Origin of the sequence: Candidatus Kryptonium sp., assembly GCA_025060635.1 — a bacterium.
Taxonomy (GTDB): Bacteria; Bacteroidota; Ignavibacteria; order Kryptoniales; family Kryptoniaceae; genus Kryptonium.
The window spans coordinates 482,694-504,723 of sequence record JANXBN010000001.1; the positions used below are offsets into that span (position 1 = coordinate 482,694).

The following is a 22,030-nucleotide window of genomic DNA, read 5'->3' on the forward strand; positions in this document are numbered from 1 at the left end:
ATGAAAAGACTTATTCTCTTTTTGAGCTCGTTTATATTGTTCATAGCACTCATTATCACGATTCAAAATGGATTCAGTAAGTTTTGGGGTCAAGCTATGCAAAGCCAACAGCAAAAAAGACCGCAAGAGCGAGTTAAATTGAGTGAGCTCAAGAAGGACCAGTGGGTTAATTATTGGATGAAGAAATTAACTCTTGAAGAAAAAGTTGCCCAAATGATAATGCCAGATGCTCGTGGGATCTTCCTTGCGAAAGATAATAAAGAGTTTAAACGGCTTGTCCATTATGTAAAAGATAGAAAAGTTGGCGGATTGATCTTCTTTCGTGGCGATGTGTATGAAACAGCCGATATGATAAACTATTTTCAAAAGATTGCTGAAGTTCCTCTTTTAATTTCTGCAGATTTTGAATGGGGCGCTGCTATGCGTCTTGATAATACAACGCATTTCCCGCCTGCTATGGGAATTGCTGCGACCGGGAAACCAGAATATGCTTACGAGGCAGGAAGAATAACAGCAATTGAAGGGCGAGCGATCGGAATACATCAAAATTATGCTCCAACAGTAGATGTAAATAATAATTACAAAAATCCAGTGATAAACATTCGCTCCTTTGGTGAAACTCCAGAGATCGTTTCAAAATTTGCAGTTGAATTTATCCGTGGACTTCAAGAAAATGGAATGATAGCAACAGCGAAACATTTCCCAGGTCATGGTGATACAGATATTGATTCACATCTTGATCTTCCAGTTATCAATCATCCTAAACCAAGATTGGATTCAATTGAGCTACCGCCTTTCAAAGATGCTATAAAGTCCGGTGTTAAGTCAATTATGATTGCCCATATATCTTTCCCTCAAATAGATACTGCAAAAAATCTGCCATCAACATTGTCCTATAACATAGTTACGGGACTTTTGAAAAATGAACTTGGCTTTAAAGGTTTAATTGTTACTGATGCTATGACGATGCGCGGTGTGACAAAACTTTATTCAAATGCCCTTGCTTCTGTTTTAGCTGTGAAAGCTGGTAATGATATAATTTTAACTCCGCCAGATGTTGATGAAGCAATTGATGCAATCGTTAAAGCAGTCAAGAGAGGTGAAATAAGCGAAGAAAGAATAAATGAATCGGTTAGGAAGATCCTTGAGTTCAAGTATGATCTCGGCTTGCATAAAAATAGGTTTGTTGATATGAATAAAATTCGTGATGTCGTCGCAACAGAGGAACATCTCCGCAAAGCTAAAGAGATCGCGCGAGCTTCAATAAGTGTCGTGAAAAACGACGGGATTTTACCACTGATGCAGTTTGATAAGAACAAGATCTTGCTAATAACTATGGTTGATTCAAATGAACCCAATACTGGAAATTCATTTATTTCGGAGTTCTCAAAAAGATATGCGAACGTTTCTTTTGAAAGAGTTGATTTAAGAAGCACCAACGAAGAATTGAATGCGATACTTTCAAAGGTTAATAATTTTGACATCATCATAGTTTCAGCATATGTTCGTGTCCGAGCTTATCAAGCTTCAATTTCACTTCCGGAAAAACAAGCAAGATTCTTAAAGCAGGTTCTTGATTCTGGTAAACCTGTTATCTTAATTTCTTTTGGCAATCCTTATATTGCCATTGATTATCCTGGCGTGAAAGCGTATATATGTTCATATTCAGATGCTCAACCTGTTGTTGAGGCGACTGCGGAGGTTTTGTTTGGAGAGATCTCTCCACAAGGCAAACTACCGATCAGCATCCCAGGTTTCGCATCACTTGGAACTGGGTTGACCTATCCAAAAACAACGCTTCGTTATGGTTATCCCGATGAAGCTGGTCTTGATGCAAATAAACTTGCCAAACTTGACACGATAATGGAAAAGGCAATTAAAGATTCAGTAACGCCCGGAGCTGTTCTTCTCGTGGCGAGGAATGGAGTTGTAGCTTATCATAAAGCATTCGGGACATATAGCTATGATCCTTATTCAAGAAAGGTCAACCAAAACTCAATCTATGACATGGCTTCAATTACGAAAGTCGCTGCAACAACAATTGCGATTATGAAACTTTATGAGGAAGGGAAAATCAATCTTGACGATCCTGTTGCGAAATATATCCCTAAATTTGCTCAAAATGGAAAAGAAAAAGTCACTATAAGAAATTTACTTCTTCACAACAGCGGATTACCATCATGGAAGCCGTTTTACAAAATTTGTAAAACACAAGATGAAATTCTTGATTCAATTTACGCGCATCCGCTTGTTTATAAGACGGGCGATTCAACTGTTTACAGCGATCCTGGTTTTATAACGCTCGGAAAAATCGTTGAAGTTGTAACTGGTATGTCTCTTAATGAGTATGTAAAGAGAACATTTTATATCCCGCTCGGATTGAGGTCAACGACATTTTTACCTCCGAAGGATTGGCTTGAGAACATAGCTCCGACTGAATATGATAGCACGCTTGGTAAGTTTGTCCATGGCGTCGTGCACGATGAAAATGCCCGAGCTCTTGGTGGAGTTTCGGGGCATGCTGGTTTGTTTTCAAACGCAAGGGATATTGCAGTATTAATGCAAATGATTTTAAATGGCGGAGAATATGGTGGCAAGAGATTTTTCAAAAAGGAAACTGTTGAACTTTTCACAAAGAGACAACCAAACAATCGCGGTCTTGGCTGGGATAATGCTTTATCACCATATGGTAAAAGTGCGCTTGATGGAGCTTTCGGAGAAAACGCCTTTGGGCATACTGGATTTACAGGTACTTCAGTTTATGTTTATCCAGAGAAAAATTTAATCGCAGTTCTTTTGACAAACCGTGTTCATCCAACGAGGGCAAACAATAAACATATTCAGCTCAGAAAAGTTGTTCATAAGGCGATAGCGGAAGCAATCGTGAATTAAAATTTAAAATTAAAAAAGGTTTGAGATGCAATTAATTGATTGGATCATTGTCGCCTTATATTTTGTCATAAGCATCATCGTTGGAGTTTATTATTCAAAAAGAGCAGGCAAAAGCATAAGTGAATTTTTTCTATCGGGGAGAAATCTTCCGTGGTGGCTTGCGGGGACTTCAATGGTTGCAACTACATTCGCTGCTGACACTCCGCTTGCTGTGACCGAGCTTGTTGCGAAAAATGGAATAGCCGGAAATTGGCTATGGTGGAATTTTCTTTTCGGTTCAATGTTGACCGTTTTCTTTTTCGCAAGATTATGGAGAAGAGCTGGGGTTTTGACAGATGTTGAATTCGTTGAATTAAGATATTCAGGAAAACCAGCTTCATTTCTCCGTGGCTTCAAAGCGCTTTATCTCGGCTTATTTATAAATACTGTGATAATCGGTTGGGTTAATGTCGCGATGGTTTCAATACTTACTGGTTTTTTTGGTGTTCCGGAGGAATTGGTGAGATATTATGTTTTTGGAGCTATGTTGATAGTTGCAATATATTCAGCTCTTTCGGGATTATGGGGTGTCGCTGTCACCGATGCGATTCAATTTGTCATCGCTATGGCTGGAACTATAGTTTTGGCAATTGTTGTGGTGAATTTACCTGAAATAAACGGAGTTGTGGGTTTAAGGGAAAAACTTCCAGATTGGATTTTCAAATTTACTCCTGTTATAGGGGTGGAAAAAGAAATTGCCTATAGTGGTGTCCTTGCTTTGACGGTTTCATCTTTCATAGCATATATTTTCGTTCAATGGTGGGCTTCGTGGTATCCTGGGGCTGAACCTGGTGGAGGTGGATATGTTGCTCAAAGAATGATGTCAGCAAAAGATGAAAAACATTCTTTGCTTGCAACGCTTTGGTTCACAATTGCTCACTATTGTATAAGACCTTGGCCTTGGATAATTGTCGGGCTTGCAACGCTTGTTTTGTATCCGGAACTTGCTCCGGATGATAAAAAACTTGGCTACATTTATGCAATGAGAGATTATCTTCCTACTGGATTGAAGGGGCTTTTAATAGCTGCATTTTTCGCTGCATATATGTCAACAATAGCAACGCATTTGAATTGGGGAACATCGTATGTTATTAACGACTTTTACAAAAGATTTATTAAAAAAGACGCGGGTGAAAAACATTATGTCTTAGTTGCGAGAATTACAACTTTGCTTGTTATGATTGCTTCTGTTCTTATCACTTTGATAATTAAAACTATTTCGGGGGCTTGGCAGTTTATAATTGAAGCAAGCGCTGGGCTCGGTCTCGTCTTGATCTTGAGATGGTATTGGTGGCGTGTCAATGCGTGGAGCGAGATAGTCGCTATGATTGCGCCATTTTTCGGATATGCGTATATAAAGTTCTTTACAGAAATAACTTTCCCTGAAACCTTATTCTATATCGTTGGGTTTACAACCGCCAGCTGGCTTATTGCAACCTTTTTAACTAAACCAGTTGATAGAGAACACCTTTTAAACTTCTATCGCCGTGTTCGTCCAGGTGGAATAGGATGGAGAAAAATCGCAAAGGAAGTTTCAGAGGTTAAACCAGATTCTGGTTATGTCTATCTTTTCATTGATTGGTTAAGTGGTGTTGTGCTTGTCTATATGGCGCTTTTCGGAATTGGAAAGATAGTATTGGGTGAATATCTAATCGGAATAATCTATTTGATCATTGGTCTTTTAGCAGGGTTGATTATTTATTTTGACCTATCAAGGCGTGGCTGGGAAAAGGCAATTGAATAAGTGAAAAGTGCAAATTTGATTTCTTAACCCTTGCATATGAGATATATGATTTTTGTGTGATCAATTGAAGTTCTGTTTCAGAAAAAATCAAGCGCTTATCAAATTTTGAATGCGAAGATATTTTGATTTACTTTTCATTCTCTTTTTCCAAAAAATTTTGCACCAAGCTAATACGAAAATCCCAACTGATTTGGGCTGACATCTTTGTTCTGATTTAATTTAAATTTGAAAAATTACCACGCTTTTGATAATTTTCTAAAAAAACAAGTAAAGGAGTCTTTATGAAGAAATCTTTTGCGCTGGTCTTGCTCATTTTGCTACCTATTGTTTCCTATTCTCAAAACAAACTTGGTCTTGGCGTTTACATTGGCGCTCCTACCGGAATAACTGGAAAATATCTTTTATCAAAAGTCAATAGCGCTGATCTTTTATTTGCGTGGCGATTTGATGACGCTTTCTTTGTGCAAGGACATTATAATTTTAACCTTTCAGAGCTTGAGAGATATAAGGAGGGTGTTTTCAACTTTTATGCAGGACCTGGTCTTTTTTTCAAGGCAGCTTCAAAGAAGGACGATGCTTTTGGGATAAGTGGGAATTTAGGCATTAATTATTTCCTGAAACAAAAATTTGAGTTTTTCTTTGAACTTTCCCCAAAAGTTGGGCTTTTCCCGGGAACGGGATTTGATTTAACAGGCGGAATAGGAATAAGATTTTATTTCTGAAAAATTAAAAGCAATTTTGAGTTAATGAAAAAAATAAAACTACTTCAAATAGCACACGCAAGGTCTGGAGATAAAGGGAATTCAGCTAACATTGGACTTATCGCACGAAAGCCTGAGTATTATAAAATTCTTGTTGAAAAAGTTACGCCAGAAGTTGTTAAAAAGCATTTTGAAGGTATTTGCTTGGGAAAAGTTGAAAGATGGGAATTACCGAACCTTTATGCCTTAAATTTCCTCTTGCACGATGCACTCGCTGGTGGTGGAACCGTCTCGTTGCGAAATGACGCCCAAGGAAAAACACTTGCCGCTGCACTCCTACGGCTTGAAATAGAAGTTCCAGATGATTTTGAAGTAGATTCAGTTTAAAAAATAACTTTTAAATAGATGTCAAAAAAGGAAAAACTTTTTCTCCTTGATGGAACCGCCCTTGCTTATAGAGCATATTATGCCTTCATCGGAAGACCACTTGTGACATCAGGTGGAATGAATGTAAGCGCGATCTACGGGTTTTCTAATTCTCTTATAAAAATTCTTGACGAAGAAAAACCTGATTATATCGCTGTCGTTTTTGATTCTGGCCAGCCAACATTTAGACACGAACTACATCCTGAATACAAAGCCACGCGTGAGAAAATGCCAGAAGATATGGCTATTCAACTTCAGAAGTTAAAGGAAGTAATAAAAGCATTCAATATCCCAATTTTAGAAATTCCAGGTTATGAAGCAGATGATGTTATGGGGACGCTTGCTAAAATCGCTGAATCAAAAGGGATAGAAACATATCTCGTCACCGGCGATAAAGATTTCCTTCAGCTTGTCTCACCTATGATAAAAATTTATAGACCGACAAAAGGGCTTGCGGACATTGAAATCGTTGATGTTGAAAAAGTTAAACAAGAATGGGGCGTTACGCCTGAACAAATTGTTGATGTTCTCGGACTTATGGGAGATAAAGTTGATAATGTTCCTGGAGTTCCAGGAATTGGTGAAAAAACCGCAATTCAACTTGTAAAAGAGTTCGGTTCAATTGAGAATCTCGTGAAAAATGTTGACAGGATCCCAACTCAAAAAATAAAAGAGAATCTCAAAAATTCTATAGATAAAGCGTTGCTTTCAAAAACTCTCGTCACGATAAAAACAGATGTCCCGCTTGACATAGATATTTATTCGCTTAAAGCTAAAGAACCGAACAAGGATAAACTTGCGGAGCTTTTCTATGAGCTTGAATTCAAAAGTTTGATCAAAAAACTTGGCCTAACCTCAGCGGTGAGGGAAGTTGAGGAAGAAAAAATTGAAGAAGAGAAAAAGCCTGTAAAGTATGATTCAATAAAAACAAGACCACACCGATATCATATCATTAAAAGCGTGGACGAATTAAAAGAACTCGCTGAAAAATTAAAGTTGGCCGATTTAATTTCATTTGATACTGAGTCAACGGGTATAAATCCGCTTGATGCTGACTTAATTGGGATGTCATTTGCGATTAAGCCTGGCGAAGCTTTTTATGTCCCTGTTTCAGTTGAAATCTCATCTCCTGGTTCCTTGTTTGAGTTGGAAAGAAAAAAGAAGACATTCGGAATAGAACTTGAGACTGTTTTAGAATTTGTGAAACCAATCCTTGAAAATCCAGCGATAAAGAAGTGTGGACAAAATTTAAAATATGACATCCTTTTGATGTCAAAGTATGGAGTTTGGATAAACGGAGTGAGTTTTGATACGATGGTTGCCGGATATATCTTAAATCCAGAAAGTTCTCATACGCTTGAAGTTCTTGCGAAAGAGTATCTTAAATATCAAGTGATTCCAATTTCTCAATTGATTGGAGAAGGTAGACATCAGAAAAAGATGAGCGAAGTTTCGGTTGAGAAAGTCGCAGAGTATGCTTGCGAGGATGCAGATATAACTTTACAGCTTATGTTTAAACTTAAAAGCGAGCTTGAAAAAAGGGAACAACTGAAACTGTGCGAAGAGGTTGAATTCCCACTTGTTGAGGTTTTGGCTCATATGGAATCTTCTGGTGTGAAACTGGATGCTGAACTTTTAAGAGAAATGAGCAAGGAACTTGATAGAATGCTTGATAACTTAACTCGCGATATTTACAATCTTGCTGGAACAGAGTTCAATATAAATTCTCCTCAACAACTTGCAGATGTTCTTTTTAGAAAGCTCAAACTTCCACCTATTAAAACAACTAAAACGGGCTATTCAACAGATGTTGAAGTTTTGGAAGAGCTTGCAAAAGAACATCCAATAGCTGAAAAACTTCTTGAATACAGGCAAATTCAAAAGCTAAAGTCAACTTATGTTGACGCTCTTCCGAAGCTCATCAATCCGAAAACTGGTAAAGTTCATACCTCGTTCAATCAAACTGGAACCGCAACTGGGAGATTATCAAGTAGTGATCCAAACCTTCAAAATATACCAATCAGAACCGAGATAGGACGAGAGATAAGAAAGGCTTTCATCCCTTCTGAACCTGATTGGTTTATATTATCCGCTGATTATTCACAAATTGAACTTCGCATAATGGCTCACTTATCTGGCGATGAGAATTTAATATCTGCTTTCAGAAAAGGATTGGATATTCATTCTTCAACCGCTGCAAGTGTTTTCGGTGTTAGGCCAGAAGATGTAAACTATGAAATGAGAAGAAAGGCGAAGGAAGTTAACTTTGGGATAATGTATGGTATAAGTCCGTATGGTTTATCACAACGACTTGGGATTCCACAATCAGAAGCGAAGAAAATAATAGAAACATACTTTCAGCGATTTCCAAAAGTAAAAGAATATATTGACAAAACAATTGAGGACGCAAGGCAGAAAGGTTATGTTTCAACATTGCTTGGCAGAAGAAGATATGTTCCGGATATAAATAGTAGAAATAGGACGGTTCGTGAGTTTGCAGAACGAACGGCAATAAATATGAGAATTCAGGGAACAGCTGCTGATTTGATAAAACTTGCGATGGTGCGAATTTACAACGAAATGAAACAGCGCAGATTTAAGTCAAGAATGATATTACAAGTCCACGACGAGCTTGTTTTTGATGTTTCACCAGATGAAGTTGAACAGATGAAAGAACTTGTGCTTGATAAAATGCAAAACGCGCTTCAACTTGATGTTCCTTTAGTTGTTGAACTTGGAGTTGGGAAAAACTGGTTTGAAGCGCATGAGTAAATTACTTAACCACTATCCTACTCTCGCTTACTATTTCTGCAGTGTCAAGGGCGATCACGAGCTCTTCGTTTGTTGGTATCACGAGGACTTTTACTTTTGAATCATCAGTTGATATGATTTTTTCCTTTTCTGGTGAATTATTCTTTTCATCATCAATTTTGATCCCGAGAAATTCAAGACCTTCACAAACGCTCTTTCTCACATCAGGGCTATTTTCGCCAATTCCAGCTGTGAAAACAAGCACATCTACTCCACCCATTGCTGCGGAATAAGCACCGATATATTTCTTAACACGATAACAAAAGACATCAAACGCAAGCTTTGCCCTTGGATTTCCGTTCTTCATTTCGTTTATTATTTCCCGCATATCGCTACTTACACCTGAAATCCCGAGAAGCCCACTATGCTTGTTTAAAAGCGCATTTATTTCCGACATTGTTAAACCTTCCTTGCTCATTATGTAAAGAACAACTGCTGGATCTAAATCCCCTGCTCGTGTTCCCATGAGCAAACCTTCAAGAGGTGTAAAGCCCATTGTTGTATCAATTGAAATTCCATATTTGATAGCGGACATGCTACATCCGTTTCCAAGATGTGCGGTTATAATTTTTAAATTTTCAAGTGGTATCTCAATTATTTCACTTGCTCTTTTTGATACATATCTATGTGAAGTCCCGTGAAAACCATACCTTCTGATTTTATATTTTTTATAAAGTTCATAAGGCAAGCCATAAATGAAAGCGTGTTCGGGCATTTTTTGGTGAAAAGCAGTATCAAATACCGCGACTTGCGGCGTATCTGGTAAAAGTCGCTTACAAGCTAAAATTCCACGAAGGTTGTGTGGATTGTGTAGCGGAGCAAGTTCAATGTTTTCTTTTATTTTTTCAATAACTTCGTCAGTTATGAGAACTGAGCCAGAGAAAGTTTCACCACCATGGACAACACGATGTCCAATTGCTTCTATCTCTGATTTATCTTTTATTACACCGTGATTTTTGCTTAACAGAACCGCAATCACATATTCAATCGCAATGTTATGGTCAAGTATCTCAGCGCTTATTTTTACAGTATCTCCATCTGCCCTGATATGAGTTAAAACTGCATCATCCATTCCTATCCTTTCAACTTGTCCTTTGGCAAGGACCTCGTAAGTTGATGTTTCAATAAATTGGTATTTGATAGAAGAACTTCCGGAATTCAAAACAAGAACTTTCATCTTTTCGGTTTTTAAATTTAGTTTTGAAATTTATCTAAAGGTGAATTTGTAGTTTGCGAAAAAGTTCCATAGCGTCACGACAACGATCGCGAAACCTTTTGAAATGTAGAAGTTTAACTTCGCTCTCCCGTGAAGAAGATAGACAATGAGATTATTTAATAGCAATCCGACTATTGAAATTATAAAAAACTTTCCATATTGAAGAAGTATTTCAGGATCTTTGCTTTGGAATGTCCATATTCTGTTGAGTATATAATTATTCGTTGCAGCAAGCGTAAAACCTATGCTGTTGGCGATGTATTTTTGAATTTTTAGCTTTTCTTTCGCTATGAAAGTAGTGCCAAAATCAACGATAACGCCCGTAAATCCAACGATGCTGAACTTAATAAATTTCAAAATTAAGTCCATCGCAATTCCTTCTTTAATTCAAATTTATCAAATATAAGTTCATATGTCAGTTTCATCCAAATAAATATGCATGGCACAGCTTTTAAAACATACGGGATGACGAGTGAATCTCTCAGAAATTTGGGAAACAGATCAGTTGGCGAAAGCGAAGTGAAAATAAAAGCAAGAATAAGAAGAATGAAGTTTTCCATCTTTTTCTTTTGTGAAAAATACCAGATACCAACTCCAGAAATTGCAATTACATATGTTGGAGATTCTGCTTTGTGATTAAATATCACCACCCAAATTAAAATGGACGCCAAATAAAGAAATCTAAAGCCGAAATTTTCAAAATTTTTCCATTTGAGAAGTGGTAAAAGTAAGAAAATCGCACCAAAAAGAGTGATCAAAAATTTAGGTGGCTCAAAATTAAACCATGTTTTTAACCATCCTGCAACGGATAATCCAATTGAGGCAGAGTAATCCCACTTTAACAAATTTAGCCAGCTTGTGTAAAGAAATTTTAATTGATCAAACGATATGACGATAAGCGGAGCTATTGCAAAAAGCACCATCCAGAAAGCTGAATAAAGAATTGCTTTCAATCTGTTGGGATAGAGCAATATCAAGATGAAACCGATAATTCCAAATATCTTGATGTATGCTGATATGGTTAATAATAGCGTAGCAAGCAAAGGTTTGTTCTTTTCAAATAATACGAAGGATAAAATGAAAAGTCCAGCCATTAAGCCATTGCTTTGTTCGTTTTGAATTGAGGTCAGAAGTTCAATTGCAGTGAACCATAGAATCAATGCTTTAATTTTGTCATCTATTTTCAGCTCCTTGATTGCAAAAAACAAGATCAAAGAGTTAACAAGATTCCATAAAAGTAAACCTATCAAGTTCGGCAAGTATGCAAATGGAAACATCATCAGCGCAAATGTAGGGCTATATTTGAAGTAATCCCAATGTTCATCGGGATATTCAATGTAGAGATCCTTGTTTTGAATCAAATGAAAGTACGAATACTTGAATGTTAGAAAATTATTGTAGTGCGTGTATTGTCTTCCAGCGAATTCTTGCGGTCCAATTAAATAAGAATGTATTCCCGCTGACACAGCGAGAAGAAAGTAAACGATAAATAAATTTCGCAGGTTTAGGGCAAGAGTGCGGAATTTATCAAAAAATTTGCTCAATTTATCTTCCTCCCAAATTCATCATATTTGAAAAATCCTTCACCTGTTTTTTTCCCAAGTTTCCCTTCACGAACGAGTTTTCTTAAAAGAGGGCAAGGTCTATATTTTTCACCGAGCTCTTTGTATAGTGTTTCCATCCAAGTCAAAACTTCATCAAGCCCCATCGTATCTGCCATTTCAAGAGGTCCCATTTGGAAGTTATAACCAAGTTTCATTGCCGTATCAATTCCATCGGCTGTTGCAATACCTTCCATCAAGACATGCATTGCCTCGTTTAGCATCGGAAGGATGACGCGCGTTGTAACAAAACCTGGATACTCATAAACTTCAACTACTGTTTTGCCAATTTGCTCTGCGAATGCTTTAACTTTTTTAAAAGTTTCATCGGATGTTTTAAGAGCACGAACGAGCTCAACAAGTGGAATTTTAGGAACGGGATTTAGGAAGTGCATCCCTATGATTTTATCTGGTCGTTTTGTGGCTTCAGAAATTTTAGTCAATGAAAGTGTTGATGTGTTTGATACGAAAATTGTATGAGGTGGGCAAATTTCGTCAAGTTTTTTAAAAATTGCTTTTTTGAGTTCAAAATCTTCATCAACTGCTTCAATTACAAGTTCACACTCTTTAACATCTTCAATATTTGTAGTCCATTCAATTCTGGATAAAATTGACTTTTTCTCGCTTTTTGTCATCGCCCATCTTTGAATCTCATAATCAAGCGTTTCCTCAAGTTTTTCCATCGCGTTGTTTAGAGAGCTATCATCTTTTTCAACAGCTATCACATCAAATCCAGCCTGTGCTATCGCTTGCACTATACCTCGCCCCATTACGCCAATTCCTATAACTGCAACATTTTTTATCCTTTGCGAATCTCCTAAACTTGGTTTAAATTCGCCGATTATTTCAGTTCCCAGAATATCTTTTGGCTCTTGTTTCATGTTTTTATCTGATTTTTATTTTCAGCGAATTTTTATAAAAGTTAATCAGAATTTAAAAGTTAGGCAAGAAAGCAAATTGTAAAATTTCCAAATCTTCAAGTTTCAACGCTTGATGTGGATTTATCTTCCAATGTTTGATTTTCTCTTAACGATTTTCAAATCTTGAAGTTGTGGGGCTTTAACCCTTATCTCAAGGTCAAATCCTCTTGCGTAACCGATCGGTCTCCATTCAAAGTTCGCTTCCCAACAATGTAGGTCTCTATAAATGCTTATGCTTGGAACTATGATTTCTTTGCGTATTGGATCGTAGCTTCCGCTTCCCATAACTCTCCAATTTTTTGTGATATCAAATCCGAACGAAAATCTCAAATTTGCTGATTTTACTGTCTGCGTTGGATTTGCTCTGCTTAGCGAAAAATCAAATCCAAAGGATACATTCCATCCGAATTCAAAACTTGGTTTGAAAGCATCATAGCCTCTGAAAAGTTCACTTCCAGTTTCTTCAATTCCTCGCATTCTATTTGTTTCTTCTTTTTTCCTTCCTGAGAAAGCAAAGGAGAAAGAGAGTGTGAAGTTTGTCATTCGTGCGATCTTTCCTTCGCGAATCAATGGTTCGGTGCTGTTGAATTTGTAAAAATCAAAAACGGAACTTGAAAAAATGTCAACTCCAGCGATCGTGGTTCGCGCGGTGATAAACAATGGTGAGAGTTTTTTATTCGGAGCGACGAAATTATATGAGAACGACAAATTTAAGTTCAAAAGTTGGTATTTTTTCGGTTGCCCAGCTGAATCTAACGAGGTTGTTTTCATTTCAAATATGTTTCCTATGCCAACATTTAATGACTGCGATTTACCTATCGGTGCGCCACCGAAAAGGGAGTTTTCAAAGTAGTCGTATTTTACAACATTGCCAGCTGAATCAACATAAGACCCATAGTTTTTCCAAAACGGACTTGAGAAATCAGGTTGATAAATAAGCGAAAAACTTGGCATCAGTGTGTGTCTAAATCCAGAGATTCCAAGAACTTCTGGTTGCCAAATGCCATAAACTTTTGTTGAAACGGAGATTCCAAAGTTAAAATATCTTGATTGGTAAAATCCTCTTTGAATTCGTGATTCAACTTTTTTTGTTTCTGGGTTATAAAATTTTATCGTTCGTCTATCATACCAGTTTTCGTTGTAAGTGAAAAACGGAGTTATGTTAAAGTATCTCACCGTTGGTGTGAAATTGATCCTTAAATTATGCGATATGCCATATCTAAACTGTCTCGTTCTTGCAGTGCTTCTTTGATTGACAAACCTTGATGAATATCCGAAGCTTAACTTCTCGTACCATTTTCCAGTTGCAAAAGCTGAACCATATGGAGTTCCACCGAATAAAAATACTTGTGGGAGTGAAAGGGAAATCTCAGGCAGTATCTCGTCAACGGTTCCGGTGTTAAGGTTTTGCACTCTTGAGGCGTTTATTGAGATTGATCCGTTTATTTCTTCAAGAGTTTTTGAATAGCTTACATTTGAAGTCAGCGTTTGTTGAAGCACATCTCTAACTGTCGTTCCAGTCGCACGAAAATAGTTGTTTGTTGAGATGTTTATGTTTGCGCTTATTCTTGAAGTTGGATCAATGGTTTGATTGTGTATTAAGTTAAGTCGCCATTCCTTGCTTGATGTCTTGTCTGGATCGCTTTCTTCGCCGCTGTAGAAATTAGCAAAAGCGAAACCTAATGCACCGTTAAATTTATATCTCAAAACATATCTAAAATCGCTTGAAACTTGCCATCCACCTCGTGTATACCAATCAAAAGTTGTTGTGAAATCAGTGTAATCACTCATTGCCCAGTAATAGCCGAACCTTTTGAAATAAAAACCTGCGTTATAGGTTTGCCCCCAAATTGGAGGTATAAATCCTGATCTTCTTCCTGATTTGCTTGGGAAGACTCCAAATGGCAGAGCAAAGACAGGGACATCGGCGATATACAAAACCACGGGGCGAGCTATAACCTTGTCATTTAAAATTATCTTCATTTCATGCCCTTCAATGCAATAGTGTGGTTCTTCTGCGTCGCAGGTTGTATATCTTCCCTTATAGACGAAAAGAACATCTTTTTCAACTTTTTTTATTTTATCTCCGTAATAAAATGCGTTTTCCATTTGGGTTGTCGCTTGCGTTATTCTCCCTTTCTGGGTTTTGAAATTATAAGCTAACCTGAATCCATGATATTCCTCAGGTCCATCGTTTAAGATTGGAAGCCCTTTGAAATTATTTCCAGTTGAATCGGGTATGCCGAAGGCCTCAAGCAATGCGCTATCAAGATTCATGCTCACAACAGCTGATCTTAACCTCATCGTTTTGTATTTTATATCTGCCCCCCCGAAAAGAAACATTTCTCTATTTTCAACATTGTAGATTGCCGAATCTGTTGCGGTGTAAACGACAATGGTATCTATATCGCTTTTTCTAACTTTTGCCGTATCGTTTTGGTCTTGCGCGGTTAGAAGTGTAGATAAAATTATAAGTGCGATTATTTCAAATTTTAACCTCTTCACACTTCGTTATGTCAGGTTTAATTGAGATTAAATTAAATAAAAAAGCCGTCCGCGTTCCTTCGGAAAGGACGGGACGGCTGCAAGCTGGAGGTTGATTAAGTTTAGTTTTGTTTTTGTTGAGCGCCCTGAGACCTCTGCCCAGGGACACTTTCTTTACCATAATTTGATTCAATGAAAACACGTTCCTCACCTTCGGCTTCAACTCCAACTGAAGTGACAGGCGCTTTGAGTTGTGCTTCATCTGATGGAATCGGATGTTTATCAAGAAATTCCTTGACAAGTCGCTCTGACTTATCTTTGAAGTATTCCGAAACCGAAAGAATTATCTTTTGTCTTTCCTTGTCAAATTCAATTACTTTCAAAGGTAAGGTTTCACCTTCTTTAAACACTGCGTGAATGTTCTTTATCTGTGCTTGTCCAGGCATCAGGTGTGAAATCGGGACAAACGCATCTACTCCATCGGGGAGTTCAACTATCACACCTCTTTCAATAATTCTCACTATTTTACCTTGTGTCTCTGTTCCGACTTTATAAATCTGTTCAAATTTATCCCATGGATTTGGATAAATTTGCTTATGACCGAGCGTTACTCTTCTTTGTTCTTTGTCTATTCCAAGTATTATAACTTCTATTTCCTGATCCTTCTTAACAACTTCGGCGGGATGACGAATCTTTTTGGTCCAAGATAGATCTGAGATATGGATTAAACCGTCAATTCCGGGTTCTAGCTCAACGAATACACCGAAATTCGTAATGTTTCTAACTATACCTTTGCGTTTTGAACCGACGGGATACTTTTCCTCAACTTTTTCCCATGGGTCTGGTTCAAGTCGTTTCATGCTAAGCGAGAGTTTTCTGCCTTCTTTATCAAGATGCAAAATCACAGCATCTACTATTTGACCCATTGTTACAAACTGTGAGGGGTGCTTTATATGTTGCGTCCAGCTCATTTCTGAAATGTGAATTAGTCCTTCAATGCCTTTTTCAATTTCAATAAATGCGCCGTAATCTGTTATAGCAACGACCTTTCCAGTAACTTTCTGACCAACCTTATATTTTTGGTCAATGTTTTCCCAAGGATGTGGTTGAAGTTGCTTAATTCCAAGAGAAACGCGTTTTACCTTTTCGCCTGTTGGAAGTGTCACTTCATCAACTCGCGTCACGACCATTTCAAGCTCTTGGTCAAGCTGTACAACCTCTGAAGGATGATTTACTCTTCCCCATGATAGGTCTGTTATATGAATTAATCCATCAATTCCATCCATATCAACGAACACACCGAAATCAACGATCGCTTTGACAGTTCCTCTGACTCTATCGCCAACTTTGACGGTTTCAAAGAATTTACGCTTGCGTTCTTCAAGCTCTTTCTCAACGAGAGCTTTTCTACTTACGACGACATTTTCAGCAGCTTGATTAATTTTAACAACTTTACACTCAATTTCTTTTCCAACCCAGGCGTCGTAATCTCTTATTGGCTTTATATCAACCTGTGAACCTGGCAAGAAAGCAAGCAATCCATCAATATCAACAACAAACCCTCCTTTGATTCGTTTTATAATCAATCCTTTTAAAATCTCATCTTTCGCAAATGCTTCATTTACTCTTTTCCAAACCTTTAGGAAGTGAGCTCGCTTGTGGGAAACAACTATTTGTCCTTCTTTATCTTCTACTTTTTCAATGCTGACCTCAACTTTGTCTCCAACCTTTAAAGATTCAGGATTTCTGAACTCATTTAATGGAACAATTCCGGGGGATTTAAATCCGATATCAATTACAACTTCGCCTCTTTCTCGGTCAATCTCAATTACTTCTCCCTCAAGAATATCTCCTTCTACGACTTTGCTTAACGATTGCTCATATAACTTTAAGAGTTTCTTCTGTTCTTCCTCGTCGTAACCGCCCTCGTTGTAAATCTTGATCTTATCACCTTTTCTTTTCTTTAAATATGACGCTACAGTTTCGTGTTCATCGCCCATCAAGTGTTGCACTGTGCCTTCCTGTTTTGACTGTTGATTTAAATTTTCAAGAATTTCTGCCATTAACTCTCTACCTCCTATAATTTTGATTTTTTTCACCTGTGCGGAAGTTAACGCCAAAAGCCATCAAAAACTCGTTAACTCCACACAGGTAGGTTTAACAATTCTTTTCATGATGGCTTTTGAAAACTCATATTTTGCCCGTTGCACAATCTCTCAATTTCTTTTTTAACTTCCTCCATTAGCCATTGTGGGGTTGAGGTTGCCCCTGTGACACCAACGACCTCACAATCTTTAAACCATTCAAGATTCAGTTCCTTAGGCATCTCTATGAAGTAAGTTCGCGGGTTTTCAGATTTACAGATTTCAAAGAGAACTTTTCCATTTGAGCTATTTTTACCAGCGACAAAGATCACGACATCAACACTTCTTGCAAACTCTTTTAATTTATCATCTCTGTTTGAAACTTGTCTGCATATCGTATCTTTTGCGACAAATTCAACCGCTTCGTCTTCTGGTTTTACCACGATTAATTCTTCAACTCTTTTCTCTATTTCTTCCTTTATCTTGTAAAATAAATCTTTTGACATCGTCGTCTGCGAGAACAAAACGACTTTACCTTTTAAAGGAATTTTCTCAATTTCTTCAAGCGATTTTATAACGATTGCATCTCCATTGCACTGTCCAACTAAACCGATAACTTCCGGATGCTCTTTTTTGCCAAAAATTACAATCCGATATCCCTCTAAATAGAATTTTCTTATCCTGGTTTGAAGTTTGGTCACGACTGGACATGTTGCATCAACGATTTCAATTCCATATTTTTGAGCCATTTCATATGTTGACGGTGGTTCTCCGTGTGCACGGATTAACACTTTTGCATCTTTCACATTTGCAAGTTCATCGTGGTTTATCGGTATGAGTCCTTTTTGTTTTAATCTTTCAACTTCAACAGGGTTGTGAATTATTTCGCCAAGCGAATAAAGCTTGCCAGAGGCGTTGAGTTCTTTCTCAGCTATTTCAATAGCTCTTACAACGCCCCAGCAAAATCCAGCGTTTTTATCTATGATAACTTGCATTGCTCTCCTCGTTTGAATTTTGGTTTATTAGTTCATATGCCTTTTTTAAAACAAAATCAACTTGCTCATCAATTGTTAAGTTCGTCGTATCTATCTCAATTGCATCATCTGCTTTTTTCAATGGACCGACCTCACGGCTTGAGTCAAATTTATCTCTTTCTTCAATTTCGTATATCAATTTTTCAAGATCTATTTTAAAACCTTGTGCTTCCAATTCTTTTTGTCTTCTTCTCGCTCTTTCTTTTATATCCGCTGTCATAAAAATTTTTAAATGAGCATTTGGGAAAACCACAGTGCCGATATCTCGCCCGTCCATTACAACTCCGCCGTCTTTCCCAAGTTCTTGCTGTTTTTTAACCATCGCTTCTCTGACTTTTGGATGAGCGCTAACAATACTAACAAATGATGTAACTTCTGGAGTTCTTATTTTTTCGGTTACATCGTTTCCATCAAGCATGACTTTCAAGTTTCCGTTTTCGTAAAGAAGTTCAATTCTCGTGTTTTCAGCAAGTTGCGCAACTGATTTTTCATCGTTCGGGTCAATTCCAGAGTTAATAACTTTGAGAGTGAGAGCCCGATACATTGCACCTGTGTCAATGTAAATATATCCGAGTTTTTGAGCAACAAGCCGAGCAGTTGTGCTTTTGCCCGAGCCTGCAGGACCGTCAATAGCTATTATAATCCTTTTCATTCCCTTGTGAATTCCAAGAGCGTTGTCTTTCATAGCGTTTAAATATAAGAAATAAGGCAAAAATAAACAAACTCTTTCATGCAGGTGTCGCAAAATTATCCAGTCCTCGGAACGACTAAATTTTTGCACTTTGAGAGATGGGGGCTTTTGAAATTAATTTTGAGACCTGAGCCTTTCACGAAAGGTATGAATTTGTAAAAATTTGATTTTATCTTAAAAATTTTTTATATTTGAAACTGCCTCATTAAGAGGTAGTGCACCACTAGCTCAACATGGTAGAGCAGCGGACTCTTAATCCGTTGGTTCGGGGTTCGAGTCCCCGGTGGTGCACGAGTATTTTGCTTTCCAAAGTTTGTTAAAATGAAATTTTTTTATTATCTTTTGCTCTCGTAAAAATAAAATGAGGTAAAAAGTTTTGCCGACAATCAATCAATTAATTCGGTACGGCCGAGAAAAAGTTAAATGGAAAAGCAAATCCCCGGCTTTGCAGGGTTGTCCGCAAAAGAGAGGAGTTTGTGTCAGGGTTTACACGACAACCCCTAAGAAACCGAATTCAGCGTTAAGGAAGGTTGCTAAAGTAAGGCTTACAAATGGAGTTGAGGTCATCGCCTATATTCCTGGTGAAGGACATAACCTTCAAGAGCACTCTATTGTTTTGGTTCGTGGTGGAAGAGTTAAGGATTTACCAGGAGTAAGATATCATATAATTCGTGGTGCACTTGATACTGCCGGGGTTGAAGGCAGAAAGCAGGGTCGTTCAAAATACGGAGCAAAAAGGCCGAAAGAACAACAACAAAAATGATATAAGAGTTTTATGAGAAGAAGAAGAGCTGAACCAAGGCAAATAGCGCCAGATCCAAAATATAATGATATCCTTGTAGCGAAGTTAATCAATAAGGTTATGAAGGATGGTAAGAAGAATATAGCAAGGAAGATTGTTTATAATGCTTTTGAAATAATAAGACAGAGAACGGGACAGGAACCGCTTGAGGTTTTTAGGAAAGCTGTTGAAAATGTAAAACCAATCCTTGAGGTAAGACCACGAAGAGTTGGTGGAGCAACTTATCAGGTTCCAATAGAGGTGAGACCTGAAAGAAGTATTTCATTAGCATTAAGATGGATTGTTCAATACGCACGTGAGAGAAAAGGGAAGCCGATGATGGTTAGGCTTGCTGAGGAATTGATGGCTGCTGCGAGAAATGAAGGAATGGCCGTGAAAAAGCGTGAAGATACGCATAAAATGGCTGAAGCAAATAAAGCTTTTGCTCACTTTAGATGGTAATTTTAAAAATAAAATTTCTGAGGTGTTAAGATTAGAGATATGCCAAGGGAGTATCCGTTAGAGAAGACGAGAAATATCGGAATAATGGCCCATATAGATGCTGGAAAGACAACAACGACCGAGCGAATTTTGTATTATACAGGTAAGATTCACAGGATGGGCGAAGTTCATGAAGGTTCTGCGACAATGGACTTTTTGCCTCAAGAAAGAGAGCGTGGTATAACGATTACGAGCGCTGCAACTACTTGCTTTTGGAGAGGACATAGAATTAATATCATAGATACGCCTGGACATGTTGATTTCACGGTTGAGGTGGAAAGATCTTTGCGTGTTCTTGATGGAGCAATTGCGTTGTTCTGTGCGGTTGGTGGTGTTGAACCGCAATCAGAAACAGTGTGGAGGCAAGCTAATAAGTATCGTGTTCCAAGAATTGCTTTCATTAATAAAATGGATAGAGTCGGTGCTGATTTCTTTAATGTCGTTAATATGATTCGTGAGCGTCTTGGTGCAAATCCGGTTCCAATCCAATTGCCTATGGGTCAAGGTGAATTGTTTACTGGGATAATAGATCTTGTTAAGATGAAATCGGTGGTTTATAAGGAAGAAACGCTTGGCGCAACTTGGGAGGAATTTGATATACCAAGGGAATTGATGGACATGGCTGTTGAATATAGAACTAAAATGCTTGAAGCGGTTTCTGAGTTTGATGATACCTTGCTTGTCAAGTATCTTGATGGTGAGGAGATAAGCGAGGAAGAAATTAAATCCGCCATAAGAAAGGCAACCCTTGAATTTAAGATGGTGCCTGTTCTTTGTGGTTCTGCTTTTAAGAACAAGGGAATTCAGCGTTTGCTTGATGCTGTTGTTGATTATTTACCTTCACCGCTTGATATAAATCATGGTGAAGTGATTGGTCATCATCCGTTCAAGGATGATAGAGTTGTTAGGCTTGTTTCTGATGATGAGAAATTTACAGCGCTTGCATTTAAGATAATGACTGATCCTTATGTTGGTAAATTAACATTTATAAGGGTTTATTCTGGGACATTGAAAGCAGGCTCGTATGTTTATAACTCAACTCAAGGTAAAAAGGAAAGAGTTGGGAGAATTTTAAGAATGCATGCGAATCATCGTGAAGATGTTGAAGAAGCCTATGCGGGTGATATAGTTGCAGTTGTTGGTCTAAAGTTTACAAAGACGGGAGATACGCTTTGTTCCGAAGATGATCCGATTTTGCTTGAAAAAATGGATTTCCCAGAGCCAGTTATATCGGTTGCGATTGAGCCAAAGACAAAAGCAGATCAAGATAAACTTGGCGAAGCACTTGCAAAACTTATGGATGAAGATCCGACCTTCAGAGTGACAGTTGATGAGGAAACCGGGCAAACTTTAATAAGTGGGATGGGTGAATTACATTTGGAGATTATCGTTGATAGATTAAAGCGTGAGTTTAGAGTTGAGGCGAATATCGGTAAACCTCAAGTTGCATATAAAGAGACGATAAGAAAGAAAGCAAGAGCGGAAGGGAAATTCATTCGTCAGACAGGTGGACGTGGACAATATGGACATGTTTGGATAGAAATTGAACCTAATCGTGGTAAGGGTTATGAGTTTATAGATGCAATCGTTGGTGGTGTCGTGCCAAAGGAATATATTCCAGCTGTTGATCAAGGAATAAGAGAAGCGATGCAGAATGGGATAATTGCTGGTTATCCAGTTGTTGATGTCAAGGTGACGCTTTTTGATGGTTCTTATCATGAGGTTGATTCATCTGATCTTGCTTTCAAAATAGCTGCTTCAATTGCGTTTAAAGAAGCGACGAAACAAGCTGATCCTGTTCTCCTTGAGCCAATTATGGAAGTTGAGGTTGTTACTCCTGAAGAATATCTTGGTGATGTAATAGGTGATTTGAATTCAAGGCGCGGTAGAATTGAGGGTATAAACATGCGAAAAGATGGGCAAGTTATAAAAGCTCTTGTTCCACTTGCCGAAATGTTCGGTTATGCGACAAGGCTTAGATCAATTACTCAAGGACGAGCGATTTATACAATGCAGTTCCATCATTACGAGGAAGTTCCACAGCAAATTGCTGATATGATAATTGAAAAAGTTCGTGGAAAACCTAAAGAAACACTTGTTTAAAA

Annotated in this window: 16 protein-coding genes and 1 tRNA gene; 9 read left to right on the top strand and 8 right to left on the bottom strand. The window is 37.8% G+C overall.

Annotated elements, in window-relative coordinates; all coding sequences use genetic code 11:
* The 5 genes from NZ923_02250 to polA all read left to right on the top strand — a co-directional run bounded on the left by NZ923_02250 (window position 1) and on the right by polA (window position 8,574).
* On the top strand, window positions 1-2,892 hold the full coding sequence (locus tag NZ923_02250; GenBank protein ID MCS7228841.1) for a serine hydrolase: 2,892 nt from the start codon (window positions 1-3) through the stop codon (window positions 2,890-2,892).
* A gap of 25 nt (window positions 2,893-2,917) precedes the next feature.
* Window positions 2,918-4,675: a Na+:solute symporter gene (locus NZ923_02255; protein ID MCS7228842.1), complete on the top strand. Its 1,758-nt coding sequence runs from the start codon at window positions 2,918-2,920 to the stop codon at window positions 4,673-4,675.
* 281 nt (window positions 4,676-4,956) lie between these two features.
* Window positions 4,957-5,397 carry a hypothetical protein gene (locus tag NZ923_02260; GenBank protein MCS7228843.1) on the top strand — a complete coding sequence of 147 codons (441 nt, stop codon included), beginning with the start codon at window positions 4,957-4,959 and terminating at the stop codon, window positions 5,395-5,397.
* Window positions 5,398-5,421: 24 nt separating this feature from the next.
* A complete protein-coding gene (locus NZ923_02265; GenBank protein ID MCS7228844.1) occupies window positions 5,422-5,763 on the top strand; it encodes a hypothetical protein in 342 nt (113 codons plus the stop codon).
* 18 nt (window positions 5,764-5,781) lie between these two features.
* A complete protein-coding gene (gene polA, locus NZ923_02270; protein MCS7228845.1) occupies window positions 5,782-8,574 on the top strand; it encodes a DNA polymerase I in 2,793 nt (930 codons plus the stop codon).
* 1 nt (window position 8,575) lies between these two features.
* Here the strand turns inward: polA and NZ923_02275 are convergent, their stop codons facing one another.
* From NZ923_02275 to cmk, 8 genes are all read right to left on the bottom strand, one after another.
* Complete coding sequence (locus NZ923_02275; GenBank protein MCS7228846.1) at window positions 8,576-9,790, bottom strand: acetate kinase; 1,215 nt, start codon at window positions 9,788-9,790, stop codon at window positions 8,576-8,578.
* Window positions 9,791-9,820: 30 nt separating this feature from the next.
* Entirely contained in the window at window positions 9,821-10,198 is a 378-nt protein-coding gene (locus NZ923_02280; GenBank protein MCS7228847.1) for a GtrA family protein, read from the bottom strand.
* A complete protein-coding gene (locus NZ923_02285) occupies window positions 10,189-11,373 on the bottom strand; it encodes a DUF2029 domain-containing protein (protein ID MCS7228848.1) in 1,185 nt (394 codons plus the stop codon). Before NZ923_02285 ends, NZ923_02280 begins: the two co-directional genes overlap by 10 nt.
* Window positions 11,370-12,311 (bottom strand): 3-hydroxyacyl-CoA dehydrogenase NAD-binding domain-containing protein, encoded by a 942-nt coding sequence (locus NZ923_02290; protein MCS7228849.1) that lies wholly within the window; start codon window positions 12,309-12,311, stop codon window positions 11,370-11,372. Before NZ923_02290 ends, NZ923_02285 begins: the two co-directional genes overlap by 4 nt.
* Before the next feature lie 120 nt (window positions 12,312-12,431).
* The gene (locus NZ923_02295; GenBank protein MCS7228850.1) at window positions 12,432-14,855 is read right to left on the bottom strand and encodes a putative LPS assembly protein LptD; all 2,424 of its coding nucleotides are present in this window, start codon (window positions 14,853-14,855) and stop codon (window positions 12,432-12,434) included.
* Between the two features lie 101 nt (window positions 14,856-14,956).
* Window positions 14,957-16,933, bottom strand: coding sequence for a 30S ribosomal protein S1 (rpsA, locus tag NZ923_02300; GenBank protein MCS7228851.1), 1,977 nt, complete (start codon window positions 16,931-16,933; stop codon window positions 14,957-14,959).
* Window positions 16,934-17,004: 71 nt separating this feature from the next.
* Window positions 17,005-17,913 carry a 4-hydroxy-3-methylbut-2-enyl diphosphate reductase gene (locus NZ923_02305; GenBank protein MCS7228852.1) on the bottom strand — a complete coding sequence of 303 codons (909 nt, stop codon included), beginning with the start codon at window positions 17,911-17,913 and terminating at the stop codon, window positions 17,005-17,007.
* Complete coding sequence (gene cmk, locus NZ923_02310; protein ID MCS7228853.1) at window positions 17,894-18,604, bottom strand: (d)CMP kinase; 711 nt, start codon at window positions 18,602-18,604, stop codon at window positions 17,894-17,896. The genes NZ923_02305 and cmk overlap by 20 nt, the downstream gene beginning before the upstream one ends.
* A 256-nt stretch (window positions 18,605-18,860) precedes the next feature.
* On the opposite strand from cmk, the gene NZ923_02315 reads away from it, so the two are divergent.
* The 4 genes from NZ923_02315 (at window position 18,861) to fusA (ending at window position 22,028) form a co-directional block, all read left to right on the top strand.
* Window positions 18,861-18,934 (top strand) — tRNA-Lys (locus NZ923_02315).
* A gap of 85 nt (window positions 18,935-19,019) precedes the next feature.
* Window positions 19,020-19,406, top strand: a complete 387-nt coding sequence (gene rpsL / locus NZ923_02320) for a 30S ribosomal protein S12 (GenBank protein MCS7228854.1) — start codon at window positions 19,020-19,022, stop codon at window positions 19,404-19,406.
* Between the two features lie 12 nt (window positions 19,407-19,418).
* Window positions 19,419-19,886: a 30S ribosomal protein S7 gene (gene rpsG / locus NZ923_02325; protein MCS7228855.1), complete on the top strand. Its 468-nt coding sequence runs from the start codon at window positions 19,419-19,421 to the stop codon at window positions 19,884-19,886.
* A gap of 39 nt (window positions 19,887-19,925) precedes the next feature.
* Window positions 19,926-22,028, top strand: coding sequence for an elongation factor G (fusA, locus tag NZ923_02330; GenBank protein ID MCS7228856.1), 2,103 nt, complete (start codon window positions 19,926-19,928; stop codon window positions 22,026-22,028).
* Window positions 22,029-22,030: the final 2 nt, after the last annotated feature.

What these genes read in the sequence shown, in the direction of transcription:
- rpsG (MCS7228855.1), top strand. Translation starts at nt 19,419, where the DNA reads ATGAGAAGAAGAAGAGCTGAACCAAGGCAAATAGCGCCAGATCCAAAA.
- NZ923_02290 (MCS7228849.1), bottom strand. Translation starts at nt 12,311, where the DNA reads ATGAAACAAGAGCCAAAAGATATTCTGGGAACTGAAATAATCGGCGAA.
- NZ923_02265 (MCS7228844.1), top strand. Translation starts at nt 5,422, where the DNA reads ATGAAAAAAATAAAACTACTTCAAATAGCACACGCAAGGTCTGGAGAT.
- NZ923_02255 (MCS7228842.1), top strand. Translation starts at nt 2,918, where the DNA reads ATGCAATTAATTGATTGGATCATTGTCGCCTTATATTTTGTCATAAGC.
- NZ923_02305 (MCS7228852.1), bottom strand. Translation starts at nt 17,913, where the DNA reads ATGCAAGTTATCATAGATAAAAACGCTGGATTTTGCTGGGGCGTTGTA.
- polA (MCS7228845.1), top strand. Translation starts at nt 5,782, where the DNA reads ATGTCAAAAAAGGAAAAACTTTTTCTCCTTGATGGAACCGCCCTTGCT.
- NZ923_02250 (MCS7228841.1), top strand. Translation starts at nt 1, where the DNA reads ATGAAAAGACTTATTCTCTTTTTGAGCTCGTTTATATTGTTCATAGCA.
- fusA (MCS7228856.1), top strand. Translation starts at nt 19,926, where the DNA reads ATGCCAAGGGAGTATCCGTTAGAGAAGACGAGAAATATCGGAATAATG.
- NZ923_02260 (MCS7228843.1), top strand. Translation starts at nt 4,957, where the DNA reads ATGAAGAAATCTTTTGCGCTGGTCTTGCTCATTTTGCTACCTATTGTT.
- NZ923_02280 (MCS7228847.1), bottom strand. Translation starts at nt 10,198, where the DNA reads ATGGACTTAATTTTGAAATTTATTAAGTTCAGCATCGTTGGATTTACG.
- NZ923_02275 (MCS7228846.1), bottom strand. Translation starts at nt 9,790, where the DNA reads ATGAAAGTTCTTGTTTTGAATTCCGGAAGTTCTTCTATCAAATACCAA.
- cmk (MCS7228853.1), bottom strand. Translation starts at nt 18,604, where the DNA reads ATGAAAAGGATTATAATAGCTATTGACGGTCCTGCAGGCTCGGGCAAA.